Origin of the sequence: Caballeronia sp. LZ029, from assembly GCF_031451275.1 — a bacterium.
Lineage (GTDB): Bacteria > Pseudomonadota > Gammaproteobacteria > Burkholderiales > Burkholderiaceae > Caballeronia > Caballeronia jiangsuensis.
Genome location: NZ_JARUXO010000001.1, coordinates 2,885,325 through 2,908,337, shown reverse-complemented (window position 1 = coordinate 2,908,337; position 23,013 = coordinate 2,885,325). Strand labels below are relative to the sequence as shown.

Sequence of the window (23,013 nt, the reverse complement as noted above, 5' to 3'; positions counted from 1 at the left end):
GACATGCCCGATCGCGAAGCCGTCAAACTTTCCCCATAACGCTCCTTTCTCCACGCGAGATCGATGTTCGCGTGCGCATTCTTGCGTCCATACCAGTCGGAACCGTGATCGGACGACCGCTTAGTTTGAGTCATCAGACCTCTTAGCTCAAATCTATGCGCAATGGGCTTTACGCCGTTGTTCGACGGTACAGGCCCGTATTAAAAGGCCAAGAGAGAAAAGGGTAAACGCGCAATTGGCAGGACAGGAAGGTCGTCATAGAATGTCATCAGACGACATACCACATGATTCGATCGGGAGACGTTTTTGAATTCACCTCTTGCCGCACCAGCCGCCGACCTGCTCGAATCGGCCAGCTCCAAGGTCAAGCGCCACGTGTTGCCCTTGTTCCTCATCATGTTCATCGCGAACTACATCGATCGCGTGAACGTCGGTTTCGTGAACTCGCACATGCAGGCCGATCTCGGCATCGGCGCGGCGGCGTACGGTCTCGGCAGCGGCCTGTTCTTCGTGGGTTATGCGCTTTTCGAAGTGCCGTCGAACGTGCTGATGCAGAAGTACGGCGCGCGCGCGTGGCTCACGCGGATCATGGGGACGTGGGGCATCGTCGCGGCGGCGATGGCCTTCGTCTGCAACGACACGTCGTTCTACGTGCTGCGCTTTCTGCTGGGCATCGCGGAAGCGGGCTTCTTTCCGGGCGTCGTCTACTACTTCACGCAATGGCTGCCGCAGAAGGAGCGCGGCAAGGCGGTCGCCATTTTTCTCGGCGGCTCGGCGTTCGCGTCGGTGCTGTCCGGTCCGATCACCGGCAGTCTGCTGTCGATCAGCGGTTTCGGCCTGCACGGCTGGCAGTGGATGTTTCTGATCGAAGGCGGCTTCTCCGTATTGCTGTGCGGCGCAAGCTGGATGCTGCTGAAATCGCGCATCAGCGATGCGCACTGGCTGAGCGCCGGCGAACAACGCGCACTGCAACAGGCGATCACGACGGAACAAGCCGAGCGCGAAGCCGCGAGCGGCAGCGCGCACGTCTCCGCGATCAGACTGCTGAAGGATCCGCAGATCGTGCTGTTCTGTTTCCTTTACTTCGCGATCCAGCTCACGATCTACGCGGCGACCTTCTGGCTGCCGACGATCATCCGCAAGATGGGCGGCCTCACCGATTTCCAGGTCGGCCTGTTCAACGCGGTGCCGTGGATGATCGCGATGGTCGCGATGTACTGCTTCGCGCTGCTCTCCGCGCGCTGGCGCTTCCAGCAGGCGTGGCTCGCCGTGGCGCTCGTGATCGCGGCATGCGGCCTGTTCGCATCGACGACGGGCAACGCGGTGCTCTCGTTCGTCGCGATCTGCTTCTCGGCGATCGGCTTCAAGGCGGCGGCGTCGCTGTTCTGGCCGATTCCGCAGGGATACCTCGATGCGCGCGTCGCGGCCGGCGTGATCGCGCTCATCAACTCGGTCGGCAATCTCGGCGGCTTCTTCGCTCCCGCGACTTTCGGCTATCTTCAACAACATACGGGTTCGGTGTCGGGCGGCTTGTATGCGCTCGGATTCGCGTCGCTGATCGCGGCTGCCGCAGCCTTCCTCACGCGCAATCGTCGCTCCGACCACTCGCGGGACGGGCACGCGATCCATCGCGGCGCGCACTGACATCACTCGCTCAACTCACAGGATCACGCTCATGTCCACGAAAGCCAATTCCACTCCGAAAGTCACCGAACTGCGCGTCGTGCCGGTTGCCGGCCGCGACAGCATGCTCATGAATCTCTCCGGCGCGCACGGCCCGTTCTTCACGCGCAACATCGTGATCCTGAAGGACAGCGCGGGTAACACGGGCGTCGGTGAAGTGCCGGGCGGCGAAAACATCCGCAAGACGATCGACGATGCGCGCGCCTACGTGGTCGGGCAATCGATCGGCAACATGCAGGCCGTGCTCAACAAGGTGCGTACCGCGTTCGCCGATCGCGACGCGGGCGGCCGCGGCCTGCAAACCTTCGATCTGCGCACGACCATTCACGCGGTCACCGCGCTCGAAGCCGCGCTGCTCGATGTGCTCGGCCAGCATCTGGGCGTGCCCGTCGCGGCGCTGCTCGGAGAAGGTCAGCAGCGCGATGAAGTCGAAATGCTCGGCTATCTGTTCTATATCGGCGATCGCAACAAGACGGACCTGCAATACGCATCCGGCGCGGATGGCCGCGACGACTGGGAGCGCCTGCGCACCGAAGTCGCGCTGACGCCGGAAGCGGTCGTGCGTCTCGCGGAGGCGGCGAAGGCGCGCTACGGTTTCAACGACTTCAAGCTGAAAGGCGGCGTGCTCGCCGGCGACGCTGAAATGGAAGCCGCCAGCGCGCTCGCCGAGCGTTTCCCGGAAGCGCGCGTGACGCTCGATCCGAACGGCGCATGGTCGCTCGCCGAAGCGATCCGCCTGTGCCGCGACAAACACGACGTGCTGGCCTACGCGGAAGATCCGTGCGGCGCGGAAAACGGCTATTCGGGCCGCGAAGTGATGGCCGAGTTCCGCCGCGCGACCGGCCTGCCGACGGCGACCAACATGATCGCAACCGACTGGCGCCAGATGGGTCACGCGATCCAGTTGCAATCGGTCGACATTCCGCTCGCCGATCCGCATTTCTGGACGATGCAGGGCTCGGTGCGCGTCGCGCAGATGTGCAACGACTGGGGTCTCACGTGGGGCTCGCACTCGAACAATCACTTCGACGTGTCGCTCGCGATGTTCACGCACGTCGCCGCTGCCGCGCCCGGCAAGATCACGGCGATCGACACGCACTGGATCTGGCAGGACGGTCAGCGCCTCACGCGCGATCCGCTGCAGATCGTCGGCGGCAAGGTGAAGGTGCCGGAAGTGCCGGGCCTGGGCGTCGAGCTGGATATGGACGAAGTGGAGAAGGCGCACGCGCTCTATCAGCAGCACGGCCTCGGCGCGCGCGATGACGGCGTCGCGATGCAGTATCTGATCCCGAACTGGAAGTTCGACAACAAGAAGCCTTGCCTCGTGCGCTGAGGCGCTTCTATTTCTTCAACCGATCGATGAGCGCGATCGCCGCGGCGGGATTGCGCTCCTTGAAGCCGCTGATGACGTAGAGAAACACATCGCGCGACGCCGCTTTCGGCGCCGCCTTGCCGAAGGTCTGCAAGTCGTCCGGCGAGCCGCCTGCGGCCCACGTTTTCGCGCGCTCGGTCCATCGATCGAGCGCCGCTTTCGCATAGCCCTTCGCCTGCTTTTCCGTCGTGCCCATGATGCGCGCATAGACGAAAGGCGCGGTCACATCCGCGATCTGCGGATACTTCGAATCCCCCGCGATCACCACCGCGACGCGATACTTTCGCGCGAGCGCGACGAACGCCGGATCGCAGAAGCTCTCGTGCCGGACTTCGATCGCGTGACGAATCGCGCGCCCCTCGGCTTTCGCGGGCAGCAGTTCCAGAAAGCGCTCGAAATCGTCGGGATCGAACTTCTTGGTCGCCGCGAATTGCCAGTTGATCGGGCCGAGCTTGTCCTTCAGTTCGAGCACGCCGCTGCCGAAGAAACGCTCGATCGTATCGCCTGCTTCGGCGAGCACACGGCGATTCGTCGCGTAGCGCGGCGCCTTGAGCGAAAACACGAAATCGTCGGGTGTTTCGTCGCGCCACTTGATGAACGTCGCGGGCTTCTGCGCCCCATAGAACGTGCCGTTCACTTCGATGCTCGTGAGCGCGCGGCTCGCGTGTTCGAGTTCGCGCTTTTGCACGAGGCCTTCGGGATAGAACGTGCCGCGCCACGGCTCGAACGTCCATCCGCCGATGCCCACGCGGATACGCGCGGTCTTGCTCTTCGATGTAGCCATGAATGCGCTTATTTGCGGCCGACGATATAGCGGACGCCCTCGGGGCCGTACTGCTCCGAGTGCTCGATGTTCGTCGCGAGATGAAAGATGTCGCCCGGGCGATACGTGTTCGCGGCGGCGCCGATGCGGATGATGAGATCGCCTTCGAGAATCAGCGCCTTGGCTTCGAACGGATGCGCGTGGACATCCATCGAACCGTTCGGCTCGCGCGTCACGGTGACGACTTCGCGAAAGCCTTCGCTGGAAAGAAGTGCGAGAAATTCGTCGCGGTGCATGATGGCCGTTCCGTCGAAAAAGGGAATGCGCGCCCGCTCGTTTCGAACGGACGCGCCGGGTCATGCACTCATGCTAACGCAGTTGAACTGGCTTCGTTGCGCGCTCAGTTGCCGAAGAAGATGTTGCACTGCGGCCCGCGCGTGCAGGGTTTGGACGCTGCGCTGTCCATCGTGCCCATCGTCGTTGCGCCCGCCGCGCCGCGCGTCATCGGCGCGCCGCCGTAGGACATGTCGGTCGATTGGTCCTGTTGCATCGCGCTTTGCTGAGGCGCGCCGGGATCGGTCCAGGTATCGGCGGTGGCCTGTCCCGGGACCTGTGCTGTGCGATAGTAGGTCTGCTGGGCCGAAGCGATGCCGGCAGTGGCGAGTAACGAGGCGGCGAGCACCGCCATGGCGATACGAGATTTCATGTCGACTCCTTGATCGGAAGGCGCGCTCGCGTGATTGACGCGTAACGCTTTTCGCTGATTCGGAACGTTGGACCGCACGGAACGTGCCACGTGTCCTGCATGCGCCATGCGTGGCGCGCCGGCCGAACGGTCATCGGCGCCGGTTCACGGCGTGGCTGCGTGTGCCTTGGCCGGTTCCCGAACTTTTTGATGTGCGATTCACGCACGGCATCTCGCCGATGCGATGCAGACGGAGCGCCGGTGCGCTTGCCGGCGAAAGGGGACCCGCAGGTCCGCAGAAGACGCATGCCGCGCTGCACACTTCGTTATAGGCCGTGGATGTCCGAATGAACAGCACAATTGATCTTGCATCCCCGACACGGTCGCGCGCGTGACATGAGGCTGTCGGTCGCGTCATCGCGGCTTCGGTTCTAGAATGCGAGGCGTGCATCACGCTCACTCACGAACGCAGGGACATCGCGACAATGACCGTCACCATCTACCACAATCCGAAGTGTGGAACCTCGCGCAACACGCTCGAACTGATACGCAACGCGGGAATCGAGCCGACGGTGATCGAATATCTGACGCATCCGCCGAGCCGCGATGCGCTCGTCGCGCTGATCGCGCGCGCGGGGCTTTCCGTGCGCGAAGCGTTGCGCGAGAAGGGCACGCCGTATGCCGAACTCGGCCTCGACGATCCGAGCCTCACCGACGATCAGCTCATCGACGCGATGCTCGCGCATCCGATCCTCATCAACCGGCCGTTCGTCGAAACGCCGAAGGGCGCGCGGCTGTGCCGTCCGTCGGAGCTCGTGCTCGACATCCTGCCCGAGGCGCAGAAAGGACCGTTCACGAAAGAGGACGGCGAAGTCGTCATCGATGCATCCGGCAAGCGCGTGCGGTAAAGCACATTCGCTCTGGCTGACCGTTACCTGACGTTACCTTTCTGGCAAACCCGTTGCACCTGTATCCGGCATCGCTTTTTAGACTGCACTGACTCACAGAGCACTCGGTGCAAGGAGAAAGCGACATGAAGAAGAAACTTCTTGGAACGGTTATCGGGCTGGCGGGGATCGTGGCACTTGCAATGTCGGCATCGGCGAATGCGCATGTCGATGTCGCGGTGGGCGTCGGCGTGCCGGTGTACGCGCAGCCCGCGGTGCCGGTCGGCTATTACGGATATGGCGATGGTTACGGCTACCGTCGCGATGACTGGCGCGAGCGCGAATGGCGCCGTCACGAATGGCGCGAGCGCCGCTGGCATCACGAGATGCGTCGCGAGGAGCGCTGGCGCGATCGTCACGGATGGTAAGACGCGGGAAACTCGCGTAATCGAACGCGGCGGGCCGAAAGGCTGCGCCGCGTTTTTGCGTTCGATGCGCGACCGCATGCCGCACGCCGGAGCGTTCAAGCTGCGCCCGTTCGTGCCGTAAACACGTGGGCGATATCGGATACTCGTGCTTCTTTCGCCGCGAATCCCTTTGCGCGAAACAAAGCCTTCCTTCAGCACGAGCGATATCCGTCCACTTTCAGCGATGTTCAGTCCCGTCAGCATCCTCGTCGTCACCGCGCTATCGAGCATCCTCTCGATACTGGTGCTGATTTCGCTGCTTTCGCATGCGATCGCGGGCGTGCGGCGCTGGCTTCTCGCGAATGCGCTCGCCATCGTTTCGCTCGTGCTCTTCGCCGCGCAGAATGTCGCGCCCGCGTGGCTCGGCATCGTCGTGGCGAACCAGTTGCTCGCCGCGACCATCCTGCTCATCTACGAAGGCTGCAACGATTTCTTCGATGTGCGCATGCGTCACGTCCAGCGCTGGACCGGCTGGATCATGTGGCTCGGCGTGATGGCGGGCATCGCGTACTTCACCTATGTCGTGCCGGATGTGCACGTGCGCGTGGTGATCGTGTCGGCGTTTCATGCCGCCTGCTGTCTCGCGATCGCCGGCCGCGTGCTGCTGGCGCGCCCGAAAGAGCGGCCGCGCTACAACTATCTGTTCGTCGTCGGCGCGGCCGCGCTCGGCGCGCTCGGCCACACGGTGCGCGGCGCGATCTACGCCGTGAAGCCGCCCGCGCAGGACGCGCTGTTGCAGCCCGGGCCGATGCAGATCACGTTTCTCGCGCTCGGCATTCTCGTGTTGCCGTCGCTGTGCATCGGTCTCGTGATGATGGCGCACGACCGGCTCGCGCAGCGGCTCGAACGGCTCGCGCGCTTCGACGATCTCACCGGCGCGCTGTCGAGAAAAGCCTTCCTGGCCACGGCGGCCGAGCGGCTCGCGCGCGGCGGACAGAAACGTGGCCGCGAGTGTGTCGCGGTCGTCGATGTCGATCATTTCAAGAGCGTCAACGACCGCTACGGTCACGCGGCGGGCGACGAAGTGTTGCGCCATTTCGCGTCGATCGTGCGGGCGCGCATTCGCGATGACGATGCGTTCGGGCGCATCGGCGGCGAGGAGTTTTGCCTGTTCTGCACGGCGGAGCGTATCGAGGATGTCACCGCGCTCGTCGAGCGTCTGCGCAAGACGGTGGAAGCAACGCCGTGCGATGTGCCCGGCGGCGTGCTGCATTACACCTTCAGCGCGGGCATTGCGATGTGGGACGGGCGCGAGCCGCTCGCGTCGCTGATGGCGCGCGCCGACAGCCTGCTCTATGCCGCGAAGGTCGCGGGCCGCAATCGCGTGAAGGCGCCCATCGCGGGCGCGCTCGCTTAAACCTCTTCGATATCGCCGTACTTCTGGCGCTCGTCTTCCGGCTTGCTCATCCAGCGTCGCAGAAGGCGCTTCTCGACGACACGCCCGATCGTCAGCAGCGCGATCATCAGGATCATCGCGATGAACGCGACGCTCCACACGCCCAGCCCGCAGACGATGCCGACGGCCGCCGTCACCCAGATCGACGCCGCCGTGGTCAGCCCGCGCACGCGGTTCTCGCGCGGATTCTGCAGGATCACGCCCGCGCCGAGAAAGCCGACGCCCGTCACGATGCCCTGCACGGCGCGGGAGACGCCCGTATCGTCGGAGGGCGTCATCGAGAAACCTTGCGCGCACATCGTCGCGATGCACGCGCCGAGCGACACGAGCCCGAGCGTCTTCATGCCGGTCGGCTTGCCGTGCAGATCGCGGTCGATGCCGACGATGCAGCCGATCAGCATCGCGGCGAGCATGCGCAATACGGCGTCGGCGAGAAGCGGGTAAGGAAGCATCGGTGCGAGAAGGTAACCGTAAGCCGCATCATCTTCGCACGCGCGGAAACACGCGCGCAATTTTGGCGCGCTAACGTGGACGATACGAGAGCAAAAACGAGGAGACGAAGTGAGCCAACTGCCCAAATTCACGATGGTCGATGCCGCGCCGACGCCCGTCGGCCCTTTCTCGCACGCGGCGGAAGCGGACGGCTGGGTGTTCCTCACCGGCCAGATGCCGACCGATCCGAACGACGACGCCGCGCCGCTGCCCGAAGGCGTCGCGGCGCAGACGCGTCGCGTGATGGACAACCTGGTTCTCGTGCTGAACGGCGTGGGACTGACGCTCGACAACGTGGTCAGCGTGCGCATCTTCCTGACCGAATTCAAGCGCGACTACGACGCGATGAACGCGGTGTATCGCTCGTACTTTCTGCCGAAGCCGCTGCCGGCGCGCACGTGCATCGGCGTGACGGGGCTTGCGCGCGATGCGCTCGTCGAGATCGATTTCGTCGCCAAACGTCCGTAGGCGGCTTCACTTGCGCTTCGACGCATCGACCCAGCGGAAGGTGAGATTGATGCGTTCGCCGCGCGCGCCCGGCTCCTTCGGCACGCGATGCACCCATCCTTGCTGCGTGCGTCCGCGCATCACGAGCAGGCTGCCGTGCGTGAGCGCGAGCGTATGCGTGGCGTGCGTGCGCGCGTGACGGAATTCGAAAGTGCGTGTCGCGCCCAGACTCACCGATGCGATCACCGGTTCCGGGCCGAGTTCGCGTTCCTTGTCGGCATGCCAGCCCATGCTGTCGAGCCCGCCGCGATAGCGGTTCAGCAGCACGCTGTTGAAGCGCGCATCGCACGCGGTTTCGGCGCGCTCGCGCAAAAGCGCGACTGCGGCGGTCCACGGCTGCGGCACGTTGCGGATGCCCGAATAGACATAGACCGCGTCCGGCTCGCCTTGCCACGCGGTCAGGCGCGGCAGCGGCACGCGGCCGCCGGGCGTCGTCATCGTGTCCTGCTGCCAGCCGACTTCCGCGCTCAGCGCGCCCATCAGATCGGAGCCGTCGTCGGCATCGATCCAGTCCGGATGCCACACGATGTCGGGCTTGGGAATGTCGTCGAAGAGATCGAACATGGCTGTGTTGCGGGACGGCAGCGGATGAAGCAATCACGATAGCAGAGCAGTCGCGCACCGTGATTGCGGGTTCATTTTCCGGCATGGAAACACGCTGTGCTACATTTCCCGAAACCATCTCAAAAAAGTCGGGCGAGGGTCGGAACACCGGTTTTCGCGCGGCGACGACTCACGGGGAATCACATGAATATCACCGCCGAAGCAAGCGGCGGCGCGGCGCCGGGCCGCCGCATTCTGCTCGTCGACGATAGCGACGACGCGGCGCTTGCCATGTCGATGCTGCTCGAAGCGCTCGGCCACGAAGTGCGCACCGAGCATGACGGCCCGCGCGCGCTCGCATCGATCGACGATTTCAAACCCGATGTGGTCGTGCTCGATATCGGCTTGCCGGGAATGAGTGGCTTCGATGTCGCGCGCGAAATGAGAAAGCGCGAGGCGACAAGAAGTGTGTTGCTGCTCGCGTTGACCGGCTGGGGCAGCGAAGCAGACCGTCAGAGCGCGCTCGACGCGGGCTTCGATCATCATCTGACGAAGCCTGTCGACGTCACCGATCTGGAAGCGCTGCTCGCCCGGCCGCGAGCGTAAGCGCTTTTCTATTCCACGCGCAGACGCGCCATATACGGCAGGTGATCCGAAAGCCACGCCGTATCCTGCGTCGGGATGAGCCATTCGACCGGCTTCAGGCCGCGCACGAACATCTTGTCGAGCGCGAGCGCGGGCGAAAACGCCGGAAACGTGCGGCCCGATTCGCCGAGCATCGTCGCGACTTCGTGCATGCCGAGTTCGCCGAAGAGCGGCACGGAGTCGTTGCGCCAGTCGTTGAAATCGCCCGCGAGCACGAGCGGACCTTCCGGCGCTTCCTTCGCGATCCAGTGCGCGATCCAGTTCATCTGACGCAGCCGCGCCTGACGCGTCAGCGCGAGATGCGCGCACAGCAGCGTGATCGACTGACCGGCGAAGGTCGCGCGCGCGACCAGCAACCCGCGCTTTTCGAAACGGTGCGCCGAGATGTCCCAGCGCCCGGATAGATCGAGCGGATGCGGCGAAAGAATCGCGTTGCCGTGCCGCCACGATGGCTTGAACACGTTCGGGCCGAGCGCGATCTGCAATTCGAGCGCGGTGGCGATCTCGGTCGCCTGGCAATGCCAGACATCGTCGAGCGGCGCATTGAGCGGCTTGCCGAAGCCGCTTGCGAGCATGGGCTGCGGCATGCGCCGCGCCATTGCTTCCTGGAGGAAATAGACGTCAGCGTTGGTGGTCTGAACCCACCGCTGCATGGCGGTCCACGCGCGCAGGCCGAGGGGCGATCGTCCCTTGTGCAGATTCCAGCTCACCGCCGTGAAATCCGGCGTGGCCGAACGAGCGGACGGACCTGGCGGAAGATGTTCTGGGTTTCGCATGCGTTCTTTGTCTTGAGCGGCGGCCTTTGAAGGCTATGTCACCGCGGTTGTCATTGCGCCGCCGTCGATGAACCCAGGCTCGCGCGCACCCGATAGGCGAGCGACGGGTTGCTGTCGATGATCTGCCATTGCCCCCATTCGCCCGGCTTGAGCACGAGGCCCGGATGCGACCCGCTCACCTGACGCGGCACCGGCGGCAGCTTGCAGCCGGACGACGTCACGCGCGTGCTGTCCTCCTGCAAGGTTTCCTGCGCGTCGATGGCGAGCGTGACGTCGTCGGCGCTGGCGTGCGTCGGCGAAACGGTGATCGTGCGTTGCAGGTCGATATCGCCCGCGGGCTGATCCGCACAGCCGACGCGGTTCTGCACCTTGTTGTGATGCGTATCCGTGCGCGCCTGGCCGACGTTCGTCGTGCCGGAAAACGAGTCGATCTGCTGGCCGTCGCGCACGACCTGCAATTCCCACGTTACCGGCTGCGACGCGGTGGTTTGCGCATACGCGCCGAGCGTGGCGAACCACGCGCCCGTCACGAGCGCGGTATTCAAGAGGGCGGTGCGTATCGTTTTATGCATTGAAAGCGACTCCTGCGCGCGGACTGTTCGGATGGCGGCGCGCTTCGAAAAGCGCCCGCCGGATCGGCGATCCTCGGCGACTTCCTTGTGACACGGCGGTGCGGGCCGGGTTCAGCCGCCCGCTGAAATACACGTTTGAGGGCAGAGCAGATTTCGAACCCGCTCGCGTCTCGATCCCGACGATGATACTAGCGCGCGCCGATCGTGGCTTTATCGGAGAAAACGGGCGTGCGGATTAGCAGCACACGTGTGCGACTGCTCGCTTGCACGCGGTTTTGGCGTCGATACACTGGACTCGTCGACCATAAAAAATGACGGGGTGTGACATGACGACAGCCGTGGTCAAACAGGAACTGGCGGTGGCGTCGTTCAGCAAGGTCTACAGTCTCGACGATGTGGAATCCGCGCTCAACGATCTGTCCGAAGGCGCGAGCGACGCCTTGCGCGCTACCTACGAAAAGATGCTCAAGGTGGGCAATCTGCGCTTTTGCGTGAAGCCGAACCGCATGCCGTCCGTCGACGATCTCGCCGCCGATCTGCCGAATTTCGAGGAGCCGCTCGCCGATATCCGCAAGCAGATCGCGCTGTGCCTCGAAACCGAGGATCGCCTCGAACTCATGCCGATGCTGCTGCTCGGCGAGCCGGGCATCGGCAAGACGCATTTCGCGAAGCAGCTCGCGCGGCTGCTCGGCACGTCCTGTCATTACGTGGCGATGAGCTCGCTCACGGCGGGCTGGATTCTGTCGGGCGCGTCGTCGCAGTGGCGCAACGCCAAGCCCGGCAAGGTCTTCGACGCGCTCGTCAACGGCAGCTATGCGAATCCCGTGATCACCGTCGATGAAATCGACAAGGCCACCGGCGATGCGCAATACGATCCGCTCGGCGCGCTCTACGCGCTGCTCGAACACGACACGGCGCAGACTTTCATCGATGAATTCGCCGAAGTGCCGATCAACGCGGGCAATGTCGTGTGGATCGCCACGGCCAACGACGCGCGCGCGATTCCCGAGCCGCTCATGAACCGCATGAACGTCTACGAGATTCCGCCGCCGGATCGCGACGGCGCGCGACGCATCGCGCAGTCGATTTACGCCGAAATCCGCAATGCCCACGCGTGGGGCGCGCGCTTCCCCGAAACGCTCGGCGATGCGCCGCTCGACGCGCTCGCGCAGGCGTCGCCGCGCGGCATCCGGCGCGCGATTCTCAACGCGTTCGGCAACGCGCGCATCGACCAAAGGCACCACATCGAGGCGCGCGACATCCAGCTCGACCGCAATTCGCGCAAGAAAGCGATCGGTTTTTGAAAAACCTTCGGACGCGGATTTGCCAAAAAGGCCGCCAAAACCTGTCATTTTTGACATCTGGCGGCCAGATTCTTGCCTTTTTCTGAATTACACCGGAAAACGGTGGGATCGATGTGCGTTTGTTGTGTATCCCGCAATAGTCCCGAACGTAAAATAGTTGGGTATATCTGCGGCGGAAAAAAGACATGGATCGGATCGAGTGCGTAGTAATCGGAGCGGGCGTCGTCGGACTGGCGATCGCTCGCGCCCTGGCGATGCGCGGACGCGAAGTCATCGTGCTGGAATCGGGCGAAGGCATCGGCATCGGTACGAGTTCGCGCAACAGCGAGGTGATTCACGCTGGCATCTACTATCCGCGCGGATCGCAGAAGGCCGAGTTGTGCCTGCGCGGGCGCGACATGCTCTACGAGTTCTGCCGCGAGCACGGCGTGCCGCACCGGCAATGCGGCAAGCTGCTCGTCGCCACCGCGCGCAATCAGGTGCCGCAACTGGCGGCGCTGCAGCAGAAGGGCATCGAGAATCGCGTCAAGGGACTCGAGCGCATCAGCGGGGCGCAGGCGGCGGAGATGGAACCGCAACTGCAATGCGTCGAGGCGGTGTGGTCGCCGCTCACAGGTATTGTCGACAGTCATCAGTACATGCTCGCGCTACAGGGGCAGGCGGAGAACCACGGCGCGAACATCGTGTTCCATACGCCGGTCGCTTCCATCGATGCGCGCGAGGGCTGCTTCATCGTCGAGACGGGCGGCGAGGCGCCCGCGCGTTTCCGGGCGTCGTATCTGATCAACAGCGCGGGACTGCATGCGAACGCGATCGCGCGCAGCATTCGCGGCCTCGACGACCGCCACGTGCCGCCGCTCTACTTCGCCAAGGGCAATTACTTCAGCGTGAGCGGACGCGCGCCGTTCGAGCGGCTTATCTATCCGATGCCCAACGAAGCGGGGCTCGGCGTGCATCTCACGATCGATCTCGGCGGGCAGGCGAAGTTCGGCCCGGACGTCGAATGGGTGCAGGCGCTCAATTACGATGTCAATCCGCGCCGCGCCGATTCCTTCTACGCCGCGATTCGCGCGTACTGGCCGGGTCTGCCCGACGATGCATTGCAGCCTGCCTACGCGGGCATCCGGCCGAAGCTCTCCGGTCCTGGTCAGGCCGCGGCGGATTTCGTGATTCAGGGCAAGTCGGCGCACGGCGTGCCGGGGCTCGTGAACCTGTTCGGCATCGAATCGCCGGGATTGACCGCATCGCTCGCGATCGCCGAGCGCGTCGCGGACATGGCGCGCTAGCTTACATGCGACTTTCCGCCGTCTCTTATCTCTAACATTTGGCGTCGTCGCCTCGCTCGCAGGTTGTTATGCTCGGATTTCGCCGTCGCCCAAGAACGGCGCTATTCCCCCAATACAACATGGAGCGAGTCACCATGAAGACATCACGTCGCGCGTTTCTCATCACCAGCGCGGGCGTCGCCTCGACGTTCGCGCTCGGCTCCCGGGCAGCCTTCGCCGCCGATGCGCCGAAAGTCGCCGAGAGCGATCCCACCGCGCAGGCGCTCGGCTACAAGGAAGACGCGAGCAAGGTCGACAAGGCCAAGTTCGCGAAGTACGCCGCCGGGCAGGACTGCGGCAACTGTCAGTTCTATCAGGGCAAGCCGACGGACGCCTTCGCGCCGTGCCCGATGTTCAGCAACAAGCAGGTCGCATCGAAGGGCTGGTGCAGCGCGTATGTGAAGAAGGCATAAGCGCAAAAGGACATCACACGAAAAGCGCGCCCGGCCGAAAGGCCCGGCGCGCTTTTCTTCGTTCGCAATTCGCTTGATCGGGATAAAAACCGTCTTTACACTCGCCAAGGCAAAAAGAGCCGCGCGTGCGCATCTTTAGAACGACGCGAACAGAGCGCGGACAGGCCTAACGCCGATCGATGCACATACAGGGGAACGCATGCCAGGAAGACGACTGAACGCGCGCGCCGTGACGGCGGCGGTCATCGGCAACGCGCTGGAGTGGTACGACTTCACCGTGTTCGGTTTCATGACGGTCGTCATCGCCCGCTTGTTCTTTCCGGGCGACAGCGAATACGCGTCGATTCTTCTGACCACCGCGACCTTCGGCGTCGCGTTCGTGATGCGGCCGGTCGGCGGCATCGTTCTCGGTCTCTATGCCGATCGCGCGGGGCGCAAGGCGGCGCTGACGCTCGTGATCGGACTCATGACGCTGGGCATCCTGCTGCTCGCGATAGCGCCGACGTATTCCGCGATCGGCATCGGCGCGCCTATCGTCATCGTGTTCGCGCGGCTGTTGCAGGGATTCTCCGCGGGCGGCGAGTTCGGCAGTTCGACCGCGCTGCTGATCGAAGCGGCGCCGTTCTCGAAGCGCGGCTTCTACGGCAGTTTCCAGATGGCGAGCCAGGCCGCATCGCTGCTGCTCGGCGCGATCGTCGGCGCGGCGATCTCGCGCGGTCTTTCGCCCGAAGCGCTCGATGCCTGGGGATGGCGCGTGCCGTTCATCTTCGGTCTGGTGATCGGGCCGATCGGTTTGTATATCCGCCGGAACATGGCCGATACCGAAGCGTTCCTGCACGCGAAGAAGACCGCGCGCCGCGCCACGCTCGGCGAAGTGTTCAGCACGCATGGCCGCGAAGTGTTGTGCGGGCTCGGCTCGGTGATCGCGCTGACGGTGACCGTGTATGTGCTGATCGCCTATCTGCCGACCTTCGCCGTCAAGCAACTGAAGCTGCCGTTCGGGCAGTCGTTCACGGCGTTGATCGTCGGCAATCTGCTCTTGACGGTGCTTTCGCCGGTCGCGGGCGCGTGGTCGGATCGCATCGGACGCAAAGGGCTTTCGCTGTGGTCGCTCGCGATCACGCTCGTCGTGATCTATCCGCTCTTCGCGTGGCTCGCGGCGGAGCCGAGCGTGATGCGGCTCGTCATCGTGCAGGCGGTGCTGTCGATCGCGCTCTCGGGCTACTATGGGCCGTTCGGCGCGCTCATCGCCGAGCTGTTTCCGGCGCACGTGCGCTCGACGGGGCTCTCACTCGCGTACAACATCGCGGTCATGATCTTCGGCGGCTTCGGGCAGTTCATCGTGACGTGGCTCATTCGCGTCACGGGATCGCAACTCGCGCCCACCTTTTACGTGATGGGCGGGATCGTGCTCTCGTTGATCGCGGTGGCGTGCATTCCGGCGACGCGTCACGCGGACGTCGATGAAGCGCGCGATTTCACCCGCTAGGCGACATCGAATGAAAGTCATCGAAAGTGGCAAGTTCACGGCCGACCGCGCATGGGGCGCGCTCGATATCTGCGTGATGAACGGCACGTCATGCCGTCTGCACTGGACGGACAAGCCGTACAAATGGCACGTGAACGACGGTGAGGAAGTGTTCGCCGTGATGCAGGGCGAAGTGCGGATGCACGTGCGCGGCGGCGAAGGCGAGCGCGTTCTGACGCTGCGCGCGGGCGACATCTTTCACGCGCAAGCCGGCGATGAGCATTTCGCCGAACCCGTCGGCGAAGCGCGCATTCTGGTGATCGAGAAGGAAGGGAGCGTGTGAGGCCTTAGCGCTCCAGACCCGCCTTCACCAGCAACTCCGCCAGCACTTCCGTCATCCCGCCTTCATGCGCTTCGGCGCGCTCCTTCAGTTGCTTCGCGAGCTTTTCATCGAGCTTGCATGCGAACGGCACGAGGCCCTTCGCCTGATCGAGCTTGCGCTGTTCACGGCGATCGGCTTTTTGCGCGTCCGCGCCGCCCGCGCGTGCGCGGCCGCCTTGCTTCAGATCGTTGGCCAGTTTGAATGCCTTGGTCTGTTCCAGTTGAAATTTGTTCACGCGATGCTCCAGGGGCGAGGATTGAGGTCAGGGGCCGTATTGTACGGAACGCGACGACCGCGCTAGCGGCCCGTTTCCGCCAGCGCGTCGATTCGCGCACGCATGCGCCGCCAGTGCGAGCCTTCCCAGAACACGCGACGACACACGTCGCAGGTGGCGAAGCGCGTATGCCGCTCGCGCACGCCGTCGGGCACGCGGCCATCGATTTCGCCGGGCATGGCCGGTCGCAATGGCGCATTGCACATCAGGCAGAGCCGGAACGCCCGCACGTGCCGCACGAGATCGAGGCGCTCCGAGACTTCGCGGAACTGTTCGTCGGCCTGAAGCGCGCGCACATAGCAGCCGCGCAACACGTTGCGGCGCTTGAGCAATTCACGATCGCGCGTGAGCACGATGCGCGATTCGTCGTGCGCAAGCTGCTCGATTTCATCGTCGGGGAAGTTGTTGTCGTAACGGGTGTCGAAGCCCGCCAGCCGCAATAGTTGCGCGAGCCCGCCCAGGTGCGCATCGGCGATGAAGCGCAGGTCCGCCGCGCGCAGCGGTGGCCGGAGCAGCGGCGCGCCGTTCGCCGTATCCGCGGGTGCGTGATGCGCGGGATAGACCTCGATGACATCGTCCGCCTCGATCTGCGCGTCGAACCCGACCGGGCGGCCGTTGCTTACGATCAGATCGACTTCCGTGTGCGGCACGCCGAGCGCTTCGATCATGTGCTTGGTCGACGAAGACTTCGCGCACGCGCAAGCGAACGCGTGCCCGCGCAAGGGTCGAGCAAGGAAATCGTTCAGTTCGCCATGGAAGTGAAAGCGCGCCTTGACCATGCAGCCAGTATCGCATTGCGCGCCTCTGCGCGCTTTGCGTCGATATGCTCTACTGGCGCTCGGGCCGCGCGGCTTCCCGTGCGCGGCGGGCGAACACGGCAAAGGAGCACGCGAGCATGGATATCGGATTCATTGGACTGGGCGAAATGGGCGGCGCGATAGCGAGCAACGCGCTCAAGGCGGGGCATACGGTGCGCGTCTGGAATCGCTCGCGCGACAAGACACGCGCGCTCGCGGACCAGGGCGCGACGGTAGTCGATACGCCGGAGCAGGCGTTCGCCGGCGACGCCGCGTTCTCCATGCTCGCCGACGACAACGCGCTGCGCTCGGTGCTCGTCGATGGCGGTCTGCTCAAGCACGCGCCGAAGGGCCTCGTGCACGTCAACATGGCGACGATTTCGGCGGCGCTGGCCGTCGAGCTGGCCGAACTGCACGCGCAGCATGGCGTCGCGTATGTCGCCGCGCCGGTGCTCGGGCGGCCGGACGTCGCGGCGGCGGGCAAGCTCAACATTCTCGCCGCGGGCGCGAGCGATGCGATCGATCGCGTGCAGCCCGTGCTCGATGCGATCGGCCAGAAAACCTGGCGCGTCGGCAGCGAACCGCAGCACGCGAACGTGCTCAAGCTCGCGGCGAATTTCATGCTCGCATCGGCGATCGAAAGCTTCGGCGAGGCCGCGGCGCTCGTGACCGGCCACGGCATCGAAGCGCAGACGCTGCTCGACGTCATCACGAATTCGCTGTTTCCGGGTCCGGTGTATCAGGGCTACGGGAAGATGATCGCGGAGCGCCGTTACGAGCCCGCGCTCTTCAAGGCGCGGCTCGGGCTGAAGGACGTGCGTCTCGCGATCGCCGCCGGCGATGCCGTGAACGTGCCGCTGCCCGTGGCGAGCGTCGTACGCGACAACCTCGTCGATGCACTCGCGCACGGCGACGGCGAGAAGGATTTCGCCGTGCTCGGCCAGGTCGCGGCCCGTCGCGCCGGAGGCTGATTCCATTCACGCGGTGTGGCGAAGGCGGCGTTGTGCCCGAATCGGCGCGGGCAGACGGCATAATGCGAGTCCCGTTCTCTTCTCCGCCACGCCGCAATGAGCCTGCATCTCTGGTGGCTGTTCGTCGCCACTGTCTTTGTCGTTTCCGCGATTCCCGGTCCCAACATGCTGCTCGTCATGACGCACGGCGCGCGTCATGGCCTCAAGCGTTCGACGGCCACCATGGCCGGTTGTCTCACGGCGCTCGTCATCATGTTGTCGGTATCGGCGGCGGGCCTGGGCGTGTTTCTCGAAGCGTGGCCGCGTCTCTTCGATACGCTGCGTCTGATCGGCGCGGCCTATCTCGTCTGGCTGGGCGTGAAGAGCTGGCGCGCGAAAGCGAGCGCCGTCGATGTTCGCGATGACAGCGGCGCCGCGCATTCTTCCCGACGCTTCACGCTCTTTCGCAACGGCTTTCTCGTCGCGAGCAGCAATCCGAAGGCGATCCTCTTCGCGGCGGCGCTGCTGCCGCAGTTCATCGACGCGAGCCGGCCGGTCTTGCCGCAATTCGCCGTGCTCGTCTCGACTTTCGCCGTGATCGAAGTGAGCTGGTACGCCGTGTACGCGGGTCTCGGCGCGCGCATCGGCGACAAGCTGAAAAGCGCGAACGTCGCGCGGGCGTTCAACCGTTTGACGGGCGGCGTCTTCGTCGGCTTCGGCGCGATGATGGCGCTCGTGCGCCATTGACGATTCAAACGTCTGTATGAACGGGTGCACGGCTTGCTTTCGTTTGCAGTGCTTCATTCGCTTTCGAACAGACTTGCGCGGCGGGCGGGCGCATAGTGGCGCTCGTCCCGGTTCGCGGCGAACCCAGAAAAACACCTAAAAAGGAGGCGCCTCATGCATCTGTCTGTCCGACGCCCCGCTTGCGCCGCGCTTCTCGCGCTCTGTTTCGGCGTACTGGCGACGACCTCCGCGCACGCCGACGACACCCCGAGCCCCTGCGATGCGCTCAAGCGCATCGTGGCTGCCGCGCCAAATTTTTCATCGCTTTCCGCGATCGATGGCCGCGCCGTCGCGCTGCCTTACGGCGACGACGCGAAGTGCGCCGCATCGCAGACGAACTATCGATGCACGTGGACGCCGCACGGCGGCGCCAGCGCCGACGCGCTGCAGGGTGTCGCGGCGGACATCGCATCGTGTCTGCCCGACGCGACGCACGACCAGAATTCGCCCGCGCGCCAGCATTTCTATCTGGGCGCACGCGGCGCGCGCACCGAGATCACGGCGGCGCAGGCGGGTTCGAACAAGTTGAAACTCGAAATCTACGGTTCCCGGTGAGGCCATTGTGAGCAAGCGCATCCTCATAGCCGATGACGACGACGATGCGCTTTCCGGCCTCGCGAATCTGCTGACCGGCATGGGCCACGAAGTGGCGCTCGCGGCGAACGGCGCGCAAGCCGTCGAAGTCGCCGCGCAGTTCGATCCGGAAGTCGTGATTCTCGATCTCGGCATGCCGCTCGTCGACGGCCTCGCGGCGGCGCGCGCGCTGCGTGCATTGCCGAACGGCCACGCGAGAATGCTGGTCGCGCTGACGGGCTGGGGACAGCCGCAGCATCGGGAAATGACGCTCGACGCCGGTTTCGATGTCCACCTTGTCAAACCGATATCCGCCGATCAACTGCAATTCATTCTGTCGATGATGCAGCCCTGATTTGTATCGATCAGGCGCGTCGGTCTGCTGCAACACGCGATGTTGCGACGCACCAATATTATTGGTATATTTACTCCTGTCTCCTCCATGTCTCCACTGATATGGATTCAGCCCGCCAGCTTTGGCGGGCTTTTTTTCGTCCGTACGGTTTAATGTTGCGCTGCACCGACGGACGCAAAAAAGGCCGATCCGCTGTGGAGCGAATCGGCCTTGCTAGTTTGCTGCTGCTTGATCAGCGGGCGAGACCCGTCTCTTCGTCCGCGCCGATCGCCAGATTCATGCACTGGATCGCCGCGCCCGACGCGCCCTTGCCGAGATTGTCCAGCCGCGCAACCGTCACGAAGCGCTCGTCGTTGCCGAACACGAAGATATCGACGCGATTCGTGTCGTTGCAGGCTTGAACATCGAAGAAACCGTCGTCGAGATTGCTCTCGGCATCGAACGGCATCACGCGCACGAACGGCTCGTTGTTGTAATACTCGGCGAGCATGTCGCGCACGTCCTGCGGTTTCGCACGTCGCGAGAGCTGGTCCGGCGAGAAATACGTCGTCACCGCGAGACCTTTCAGGAACGGGCCGACGATCGGCGTAAAGATCGGCGCGCGCGCGAGGCCCGTGCGCACCGACATTTCCGGCAGATGCTTGTGCGTCAGACCCAGCGCGTACGCACGCGGACTCATGAGTCGTTCGTTGCCGCCCGCTTCGAACTCCGCGATCATCTTCTTGCCGCCGCCGCTGTAGCCGGTGATCGAATAGGCATGCGCGTCGAAGTCGGCGGGAACGAGGCCGCCCGCGACGAGCGGTTGCACCGACAGCACGAACGCCGACGCGTGGCAGCCCGGCACGGCGATGCGTTTCGACGTGCGCAGACGCTCGCGCTGCGCGCGCGTGAGCTCGGGCAGGCCGTACGCCCAGTCGTCCTGCGTGCGGAAAGCGGTGCTCGCGTCGATCATCACGGTGCGCGTGTTGTCCTTATCGACGAGCGAGACCGATTCGCGCGACGCGACATCCGGCAGGCACAGGAACGTCACGTCCGACGCGTTGATGAGCCGGCGGCGCTCCTCGATGTCCTTGCGCTTCGCTTCTTCGATACGCAACACCTCGATGTCACGGCGCTGCGACAGATATTCGAAAATCTTCAGGCCGGTGGTGCCTTCCTGTCCGTCGACAAATACTTTCGTGGTCATCTCGATCTCGCTGGTTCGTGCGGGCGCTCGCCGCAAAACCGACATTTTAGTGCGATTCCGAGACGGGCTGATGTCCACCGTCTTCGACGCCGCTCCGATTGCCGATCCAGCGCGCCGTCACCGCGGCGATGCGCGCGCCGAAGACCTTCGCCGTTTCGAGATCGCCGGGCGGCGGCGCTTCGTCCGGCGAGGCGTCAGCGGGCGATTGCGTCAGGAGGCCCGTAAAGCCGCCGACGAAGTTCAGATCGTTGCGCGTGGCAGCCTTCGTGTTCGAAGGCATCATGCCGGTGCCGATCCAGACCATGCCGTGCTGCATCGCCAGCGTGACGAAATAGGAGATGGTCAGGAATTTGTCGCCGTTCATGTGGGCCGAATTGGTGAATCCGGCCGCGATCTTGTCCTTCCATTTCTGCGCGAACCAGGGCTTCGAACTCGCGTCGGCGAACTTCTTGAAGTCGGCGGACGGCCCGCCCATGTAGGTCGGCGCGCCGAACACGATGGCGTCGGCGGCGTCCAGTTCGGCCCAGGCGGCATCGTCGAGTTCGGCGACGGCGATCAGTTTCACGTTCGCGCCGGCGTCGGTCGCGCCGCCGAGCACCGCCTCCGCGACCTTCTTCGTGTGGCCGTAGCCGCTGTGATAAACGATGATGATGTTCGGCATGGTCTCCCCGAGTCGTTCCTGCGCCGCGCCGCGCACGCGTGCCTTGCGGACGGTCCGGGCCAGTCTAGCAAAGACAATTTTTCACCGAGCGACGTGAGCGCACGGTTCTCGACTTCAGATTAGCGGCCGTATGTGAACGTGAGCTGTGCGCTGGCGATCGTCATCGTGCGGATTTCGTGCTCGAACATGAGCGCGGGCGTGCCCTGACGCAGGCGCAGATCGGCGCTGTCGAGCGCGTAAACAGTCACGATATAGCGATGCGGCTTGCCGGGCGGCGGGCACGGGCCGCCGTAGCCTTCCGTATCCCAGTCGTTGCGCGCTTCGATCGCGCCCATCTTGCGCAGCGCCCCCGACGCGCTCGCGTTGTTCGCCAGGCGATCCGTGCCGATCGGGATGCCCGCGACCGCCCAGTGCCACCAGCCGCGTCCGGGCGCATCGGGATCGAAGATCGTCACGGCGAAGCTGCGGGCATTTGCGGGTGCGCCATGCCAGGAAATCTGCGGCGAGCGATTGCCGCCCTTGCACTCGGACTGATCGAAAAGCAGATCGCGCCCGATCGTCTTGCCCGGCGCGAGATCCGTGCTGGTCACGGTGAAAGCGGGGTCGGCGGCAGCCTCGTGCGAATTCGCGAAAAACGCCGCCGCCATGGCGATTAAGAGCACTGATGCGGCAAGGCCAGTCGAACTCACGCGTCGCCCGGAGAGGCGCATGGGCTGAACTCCTGTCAGTATCGTCGCGCGTTATAGCAGCGTTTCGCCGGCTGCAACGATGTTTTTTGTCTCATGATGCGCTTCGTACCAGCTTGCAGTTTAACATTGCAACAAAGCATTAAAGCTTTACATCCTTGAGACTTTACCGATGGCGCGTTGCGCGCCCAGCGGTTTGGACGTAGCACGCAGCGCCTTGACGGCGATGACTTCTGACTCTATTGAACGTAGAAATGAGTAATTCGACGCAGATTCGCGCGGCAACTAATCGACCGAAATACAGGAGAAGTTAAATGAGCCAGCGAATAAAAGTCATCATCGCCGACGATCATCCCGTCATTCTGTTTGGCGCGGCACAGGCGCTCAACAAGTTTCCGGAAGTGGACGTCATTGGTCAGGCGCGCCAGTCGACCGAACTCATCCAGTTGCTTCAGAAGGAGTCATGCGATGTCCTCGTCACCGATCTCGCCATGCCCGGCGGCTCGTACGGCGACGGCATGCCCCTGCTCGGTTATATCGGCCGGCAATTCCCGCGGGTGAAGCTTGTCGTGCTCACCATGCTCGAGAATCCGGCCTTGCTCAAACGTTTGCGCGAAGTGGGCGTGATGTCGATCATCAACAAGGCCGACGACATGAACCACATCGGCTGGGCTATCCAGCATGTCATGCGCGGGCAGGAATACCTCGGGCCGTCCGTGAAGGCGGCGCTCGACAGCATGGGGCTCAGTTCGAGCGGGCAGCAACGCAGCGTGATCCTGTCCAAGCGCGAACTCGAAGTGGTGCGCCTGTTTGTCTCGGGCATGACGATCACGGAAATCGCGGGACAATTGCGGCGCAGTATCAAAACCATCAGCACGCAAAAGAACACCGCAATGCGAAAACTCGGCATCGAGCGCGATTCCGAATTGTTTCAGTACGCGCAAAGTAACGGGCTAATGAATCTTTCGGCATATTCCGGCGACGGTTCGCTCGACGATTCGCTTCCTAATCCGAATTCGCTATAGGCGATTTTGCTTGCCGAATAAAAAAGCCGCTGATTTCGAT

29 protein-coding genes are annotated in these 23,013 nt (G+C 63.9%); 17 read left to right on the top strand and 12 right to left on the bottom strand.

Features of this window, described 5'->3' with window-relative positions:
- Positions 1–306: 306 nt before the first annotated feature.
- Both QCE73_RS13720 and gudD read left to right on the top strand, forming a co-directional pair.
- On the top strand, positions 307–1,644 hold the full coding sequence (locus QCE73_RS13720) for an MFS transporter (protein WP_404989752.1): 1,338 nt from the start codon (positions 307–309) through the stop codon (positions 1,642–1,644).
- Positions 1,645–1,675: 31 nt separating this feature from the next.
- Complete coding sequence (gene gudD / locus QCE73_RS13715; RefSeq protein WP_309881644.1) at positions 1,676–3,016, top strand: glucarate dehydratase; 1,341 nt, start codon at positions 1,676–1,678, stop codon at positions 3,014–3,016.
- 7 nt (positions 3,017–3,023) lie between these two features.
- Here gudD and QCE73_RS13710 read toward each other — a convergent pair whose 3' ends face one another.
- The 3 genes from QCE73_RS13710 to QCE73_RS13700 form a co-directional block, all read right to left on the bottom strand.
- Complete coding sequence (locus QCE73_RS13710) at positions 3,024–3,839, bottom strand: DUF72 domain-containing protein (protein ID WP_309881642.1); 816 nt, start codon at positions 3,837–3,839, stop codon at positions 3,024–3,026.
- A gap of 8 nt (positions 3,840–3,847) precedes the next feature.
- Positions 3,848–4,114, bottom strand: a complete 267-nt coding sequence (locus QCE73_RS13705) for a cupin (protein WP_309881640.1) — start codon at positions 4,112–4,114, stop codon at positions 3,848–3,850.
- A gap of 104 nt (positions 4,115–4,218) precedes the next feature.
- On the bottom strand, positions 4,219–4,524 hold the full coding sequence (locus tag QCE73_RS13700) for a hypothetical protein (protein WP_250482715.1): 306 nt from the start codon (positions 4,522–4,524) through the stop codon (positions 4,219–4,221).
- Between the two features lie 464 nt (positions 4,525–4,988).
- On the opposite strand from QCE73_RS13700, the gene arsC reads away from it, so the two are divergent.
- The 3 genes from arsC (at position 4,989) to QCE73_RS13685 (ending at position 7,214) form a co-directional block, all read left to right on the top strand.
- Positions 4,989–5,411, top strand: coding sequence for an arsenate reductase (glutaredoxin) (gene arsC / locus QCE73_RS13695; RefSeq protein WP_035509443.1), 423 nt, complete (start codon positions 4,989–4,991; stop codon positions 5,409–5,411).
- A 125-nt stretch (positions 5,412–5,536) separates the two neighbouring features.
- Entirely contained in the window at positions 5,537–5,818 is a 282-nt protein-coding gene (locus tag QCE73_RS13690) for a hypothetical protein (RefSeq protein ID WP_035509499.1), read from the top strand.
- 223 nt (positions 5,819–6,041) lie between these two features.
- The gene (locus tag QCE73_RS13685) at positions 6,042–7,214 is read left to right on the top strand and encodes a GGDEF domain-containing protein (protein ID WP_309881637.1); all 1,173 of its coding nucleotides are present in this window, start codon (positions 6,042–6,044) and stop codon (positions 7,212–7,214) included.
- Here the strand turns inward: QCE73_RS13685 and QCE73_RS13680 are convergent.
- A complete protein-coding gene (locus QCE73_RS13680; protein WP_035509496.1) occupies positions 7,211–7,705 on the bottom strand; it encodes an MgtC/SapB family protein in 495 nt (164 codons plus the stop codon). The genes QCE73_RS13685 and QCE73_RS13680 overlap by 4 nt on opposite strands.
- Before the next feature lie 109 nt (positions 7,706–7,814).
- On the opposite strand from QCE73_RS13680, the gene QCE73_RS13675 reads away from it, so the two are divergent.
- Positions 7,815–8,213 (top strand): RidA family protein, encoded by a 399-nt coding sequence (locus QCE73_RS13675; protein ID WP_035509438.1) that lies wholly within the window; start codon positions 7,815–7,817, stop codon positions 8,211–8,213.
- 6 nt (positions 8,214–8,219) lie between these two features.
- Here the strand turns inward: QCE73_RS13675 and QCE73_RS13670 are convergent, their stop codons facing one another.
- Positions 8,220–8,816, bottom strand: a complete 597-nt coding sequence (locus QCE73_RS13670) for an alpha-ketoglutarate-dependent dioxygenase AlkB (RefSeq protein ID WP_309881635.1) — start codon at positions 8,814–8,816, stop codon at positions 8,220–8,222.
- A 183-nt stretch (positions 8,817–8,999) separates the two neighbouring features.
- On the opposite strand from QCE73_RS13670, the gene QCE73_RS13665 reads away from it, so the two are divergent.
- Positions 9,000–9,401, top strand: coding sequence for a response regulator (locus QCE73_RS13665; RefSeq protein WP_309881634.1), 402 nt, complete (start codon positions 9,000–9,002; stop codon positions 9,399–9,401).
- Between the two features lie 8 nt (positions 9,402–9,409).
- Here the strand turns inward: QCE73_RS13665 and QCE73_RS13660 are convergent, their stop codons facing one another.
- Complete coding sequence (locus QCE73_RS13660) at positions 9,410–10,216, bottom strand: endonuclease/exonuclease/phosphatase family protein (protein WP_035509431.1); 807 nt, start codon at positions 10,214–10,216, stop codon at positions 9,410–9,412.
- Between the two features lie 50 nt (positions 10,217–10,266).
- Positions 10,267–10,788 carry a hypothetical protein gene (locus tag QCE73_RS13655; RefSeq protein WP_309881633.1) on the bottom strand — a complete coding sequence of 174 codons (522 nt, stop codon included), beginning with the start codon at positions 10,786–10,788 and terminating at the stop codon, positions 10,267–10,269.
- A gap of 326 nt (positions 10,789–11,114) precedes the next feature.
- On the opposite strand from QCE73_RS13655, the gene QCE73_RS13650 reads away from it, so the two are divergent.
- The 5 genes from QCE73_RS13650 (at position 11,115) to QCE73_RS13630 (ending at position 15,641) form a co-directional block, all read left to right on the top strand.
- Positions 11,115–12,092 (top strand): AAA family ATPase, encoded by a 978-nt coding sequence (locus tag QCE73_RS13650; RefSeq protein ID WP_309881632.1) that lies wholly within the window; start codon positions 11,115–11,117, stop codon positions 12,090–12,092.
- Positions 12,093–12,277: 185 nt separating this feature from the next.
- Complete coding sequence (locus QCE73_RS13645) at positions 12,278–13,378, top strand: NAD(P)/FAD-dependent oxidoreductase (protein WP_309881631.1); 1,101 nt, start codon at positions 12,278–12,280, stop codon at positions 13,376–13,378.
- 134 nt (positions 13,379–13,512) lie between these two features.
- Positions 13,513–13,830 (top strand): high-potential iron-sulfur protein, encoded by a 318-nt coding sequence (locus tag QCE73_RS13640; RefSeq protein WP_035509424.1) that lies wholly within the window; start codon positions 13,513–13,515, stop codon positions 13,828–13,830.
- Between the two features lie 199 nt (positions 13,831–14,029).
- Positions 14,030–15,319, top strand: a complete 1,290-nt coding sequence (locus QCE73_RS13635; RefSeq protein ID WP_309881629.1) for an MFS transporter — start codon at positions 14,030–14,032, stop codon at positions 15,317–15,319.
- Positions 15,320–15,329: 10 nt separating this feature from the next.
- Positions 15,330–15,641 (top strand): cupin domain-containing protein, encoded by a 312-nt coding sequence (locus QCE73_RS13630; protein ID WP_035509420.1) that lies wholly within the window; start codon positions 15,330–15,332, stop codon positions 15,639–15,641.
- A 4-nt stretch (positions 15,642–15,645) separates the two neighbouring features.
- Here the strand turns inward: QCE73_RS13630 and QCE73_RS13625 are convergent, their stop codons facing one another.
- A complete protein-coding gene (locus tag QCE73_RS13625) occupies positions 15,646–15,915 on the bottom strand; it encodes a hypothetical protein (protein ID WP_309881626.1) in 270 nt (89 codons plus the stop codon).
- A gap of 62 nt (positions 15,916–15,977) precedes the next feature.
- Positions 15,978–16,733, bottom strand: coding sequence for a Mut7-C RNAse domain-containing protein (locus tag QCE73_RS13620; RefSeq protein WP_309881625.1), 756 nt, complete (start codon positions 16,731–16,733; stop codon positions 15,978–15,980).
- 44 nt (positions 16,734–16,777) lie between these two features.
- Between QCE73_RS13620 and QCE73_RS13615 the strand changes: the two genes are divergently transcribed.
- The 4 genes from QCE73_RS13615 to QCE73_RS13600 all read left to right on the top strand — a co-directional run bounded on the left by QCE73_RS13615 (position 16,778) and on the right by QCE73_RS13600 (position 19,415).
- The gene (locus QCE73_RS13615) at positions 16,778–17,722 is read left to right on the top strand and encodes an NAD(P)-dependent oxidoreductase (protein WP_309881624.1); all 945 of its coding nucleotides are present in this window, start codon (positions 16,778–16,780) and stop codon (positions 17,720–17,722) included.
- 96 nt (positions 17,723–17,818) lie between these two features.
- Complete coding sequence (locus QCE73_RS13610) at positions 17,819–18,448, top strand: LysE family translocator (protein WP_309881622.1); 630 nt, start codon at positions 17,819–17,821, stop codon at positions 18,446–18,448.
- Positions 18,449–18,601: 153 nt separating this feature from the next.
- On the top strand, positions 18,602–19,042 hold the full coding sequence (locus tag QCE73_RS13605) for a hypothetical protein (protein WP_309881621.1): 441 nt from the start codon (positions 18,602–18,604) through the stop codon (positions 19,040–19,042).
- Between the two features lie 7 nt (positions 19,043–19,049).
- A complete protein-coding gene (locus tag QCE73_RS13600; protein ID WP_035509408.1) occupies positions 19,050–19,415 on the top strand; it encodes a response regulator in 366 nt (121 codons plus the stop codon).
- Between the two features lie 232 nt (positions 19,416–19,647).
- Here QCE73_RS13600 and argC read toward each other — a convergent pair whose 3' ends face one another.
- The 3 genes from argC to QCE73_RS13585 all read right to left on the bottom strand — a co-directional run bounded on the left by argC (position 19,648) and on the right by QCE73_RS13585 (position 21,972).
- Positions 19,648–20,601 (bottom strand): N-acetyl-gamma-glutamyl-phosphate reductase, encoded by a 954-nt coding sequence (gene argC, locus QCE73_RS13595; RefSeq protein WP_309881620.1) that lies wholly within the window; start codon positions 20,599–20,601, stop codon positions 19,648–19,650.
- A 46-nt stretch (positions 20,602–20,647) separates the two neighbouring features.
- Positions 20,648–21,262 (bottom strand): flavodoxin family protein, encoded by a 615-nt coding sequence (locus QCE73_RS13590; protein ID WP_309881618.1) that lies wholly within the window; start codon positions 21,260–21,262, stop codon positions 20,648–20,650.
- Between the two features lie 119 nt (positions 21,263–21,381).
- Positions 21,382–21,972, bottom strand: a complete 591-nt coding sequence (locus QCE73_RS13585; protein WP_035509402.1) for a YbhB/YbcL family Raf kinase inhibitor-like protein — start codon at positions 21,970–21,972, stop codon at positions 21,382–21,384.
- A 290-nt stretch (positions 21,973–22,262) separates the two neighbouring features.
- On the opposite strand from QCE73_RS13585, the gene QCE73_RS13580 reads away from it, so the two are divergent.
- Complete coding sequence (locus tag QCE73_RS13580; RefSeq protein WP_309881617.1) at positions 22,263–22,973, top strand: response regulator; 711 nt, start codon at positions 22,263–22,265, stop codon at positions 22,971–22,973.
- Positions 22,974–23,013 lie beyond the last annotated feature (40 nt).

Coding starts and splice junctions, on each gene's coding strand:
- QCE73_RS13585 (WP_035509402.1), bottom strand. CDS start 21,972: ATGCGCCTCTCCGGGCGACGCGTGAGTTCGACTGGCCTTGCCGCATCA.
- QCE73_RS13610 (WP_309881622.1), top strand. CDS start 17,819: ATGAGCCTGCATCTCTGGTGGCTGTTCGTCGCCACTGTCTTTGTCGTT.
- QCE73_RS13680 (WP_035509496.1), bottom strand. CDS start 7,705: ATGCTTCCTTACCCGCTTCTCGCCGACGCCGTATTGCGCATGCTCGCC.
- QCE73_RS13670 (WP_309881635.1), bottom strand. CDS start 8,816: ATGTTCGATCTCTTCGACGACATTCCCAAGCCCGACATCGTGTGGCAT.
- QCE73_RS13635 (WP_309881629.1), top strand. CDS start 14,030: ATGCCAGGAAGACGACTGAACGCGCGCGCCGTGACGGCGGCGGTCATC.
- QCE73_RS13590 (WP_309881618.1), bottom strand. CDS start 21,262: ATGCCGAACATCATCATCGTTTATCACAGCGGCTACGGCCACACGAAG.
- QCE73_RS13650 (WP_309881632.1), top strand. CDS start 11,115: ATGACGACAGCCGTGGTCAAACAGGAACTGGCGGTGGCGTCGTTCAGC.
- QCE73_RS13640 (WP_035509424.1), top strand. CDS start 13,513: ATGAAGACATCACGTCGCGCGTTTCTCATCACCAGCGCGGGCGTCGCC.
- QCE73_RS13580 (WP_309881617.1), top strand. CDS start 22,263: ATGAGCCAGCGAATAAAAGTCATCATCGCCGACGATCATCCCGTCATT.
- QCE73_RS13665 (WP_309881634.1), top strand. CDS start 9,000: ATGAATATCACCGCCGAAGCAAGCGGCGGCGCGGCGCCGGGCCGCCGC.
- QCE73_RS13630 (WP_035509420.1), top strand. CDS start 15,330: ATGAAAGTCATCGAAAGTGGCAAGTTCACGGCCGACCGCGCATGGGGC.
- argC (WP_309881620.1), bottom strand. CDS start 20,601: ATGACCACGAAAGTATTTGTCGACGGACAGGAAGGCACCACCGGCCTG.
- QCE73_RS13655 (WP_309881633.1), bottom strand. CDS start 10,788: ATGCATAAAACGATACGCACCGCCCTCTTGAATACCGCGCTCGTGACG.
- QCE73_RS13615 (WP_309881624.1), top strand. CDS start 16,778: ATGCTCTACTGGCGCTCGGGCCGCGCGGCTTCCCGTGCGCGGCGGGCG.
- QCE73_RS13645 (WP_309881631.1), top strand. CDS start 12,278: ATGGATCGGATCGAGTGCGTAGTAATCGGAGCGGGCGTCGTCGGACTG.
- QCE73_RS13605 (WP_309881621.1), top strand. CDS start 18,602: ATGCATCTGTCTGTCCGACGCCCCGCTTGCGCCGCGCTTCTCGCGCTC.
- arsC (WP_035509443.1), top strand. CDS start 4,989: ATGACCGTCACCATCTACCACAATCCGAAGTGTGGAACCTCGCGCAAC.
- QCE73_RS13710 (WP_309881642.1), bottom strand. CDS start 3,839: ATGGCTACATCGAAGAGCAAGACCGCGCGTATCCGCGTGGGCATCGGC.
- QCE73_RS13620 (WP_309881625.1), bottom strand. CDS start 16,733: ATGGTCAAGGCGCGCTTTCACTTCCATGGCGAACTGAACGATTTCCTT.
- QCE73_RS13705 (WP_309881640.1), bottom strand. CDS start 4,114: ATGCACCGCGACGAATTTCTCGCACTTCTTTCCAGCGAAGGCTTTCGC.
- QCE73_RS13700 (WP_250482715.1), bottom strand. CDS start 4,524: ATGAAATCTCGTATCGCCATGGCGGTGCTCGCCGCCTCGTTACTCGCC.
- QCE73_RS13690 (WP_035509499.1), top strand. CDS start 5,537: ATGAAGAAGAAACTTCTTGGAACGGTTATCGGGCTGGCGGGGATCGTG.
- QCE73_RS13685 (WP_309881637.1), top strand. CDS start 6,042: ATGTTCAGTCCCGTCAGCATCCTCGTCGTCACCGCGCTATCGAGCATC.
- QCE73_RS13660 (WP_035509431.1), bottom strand. CDS start 10,216: ATGCGAAACCCAGAACATCTTCCGCCAGGTCCGTCCGCTCGTTCGGCC.
- gudD (WP_309881644.1), top strand. CDS start 1,676: ATGTCCACGAAAGCCAATTCCACTCCGAAAGTCACCGAACTGCGCGTC.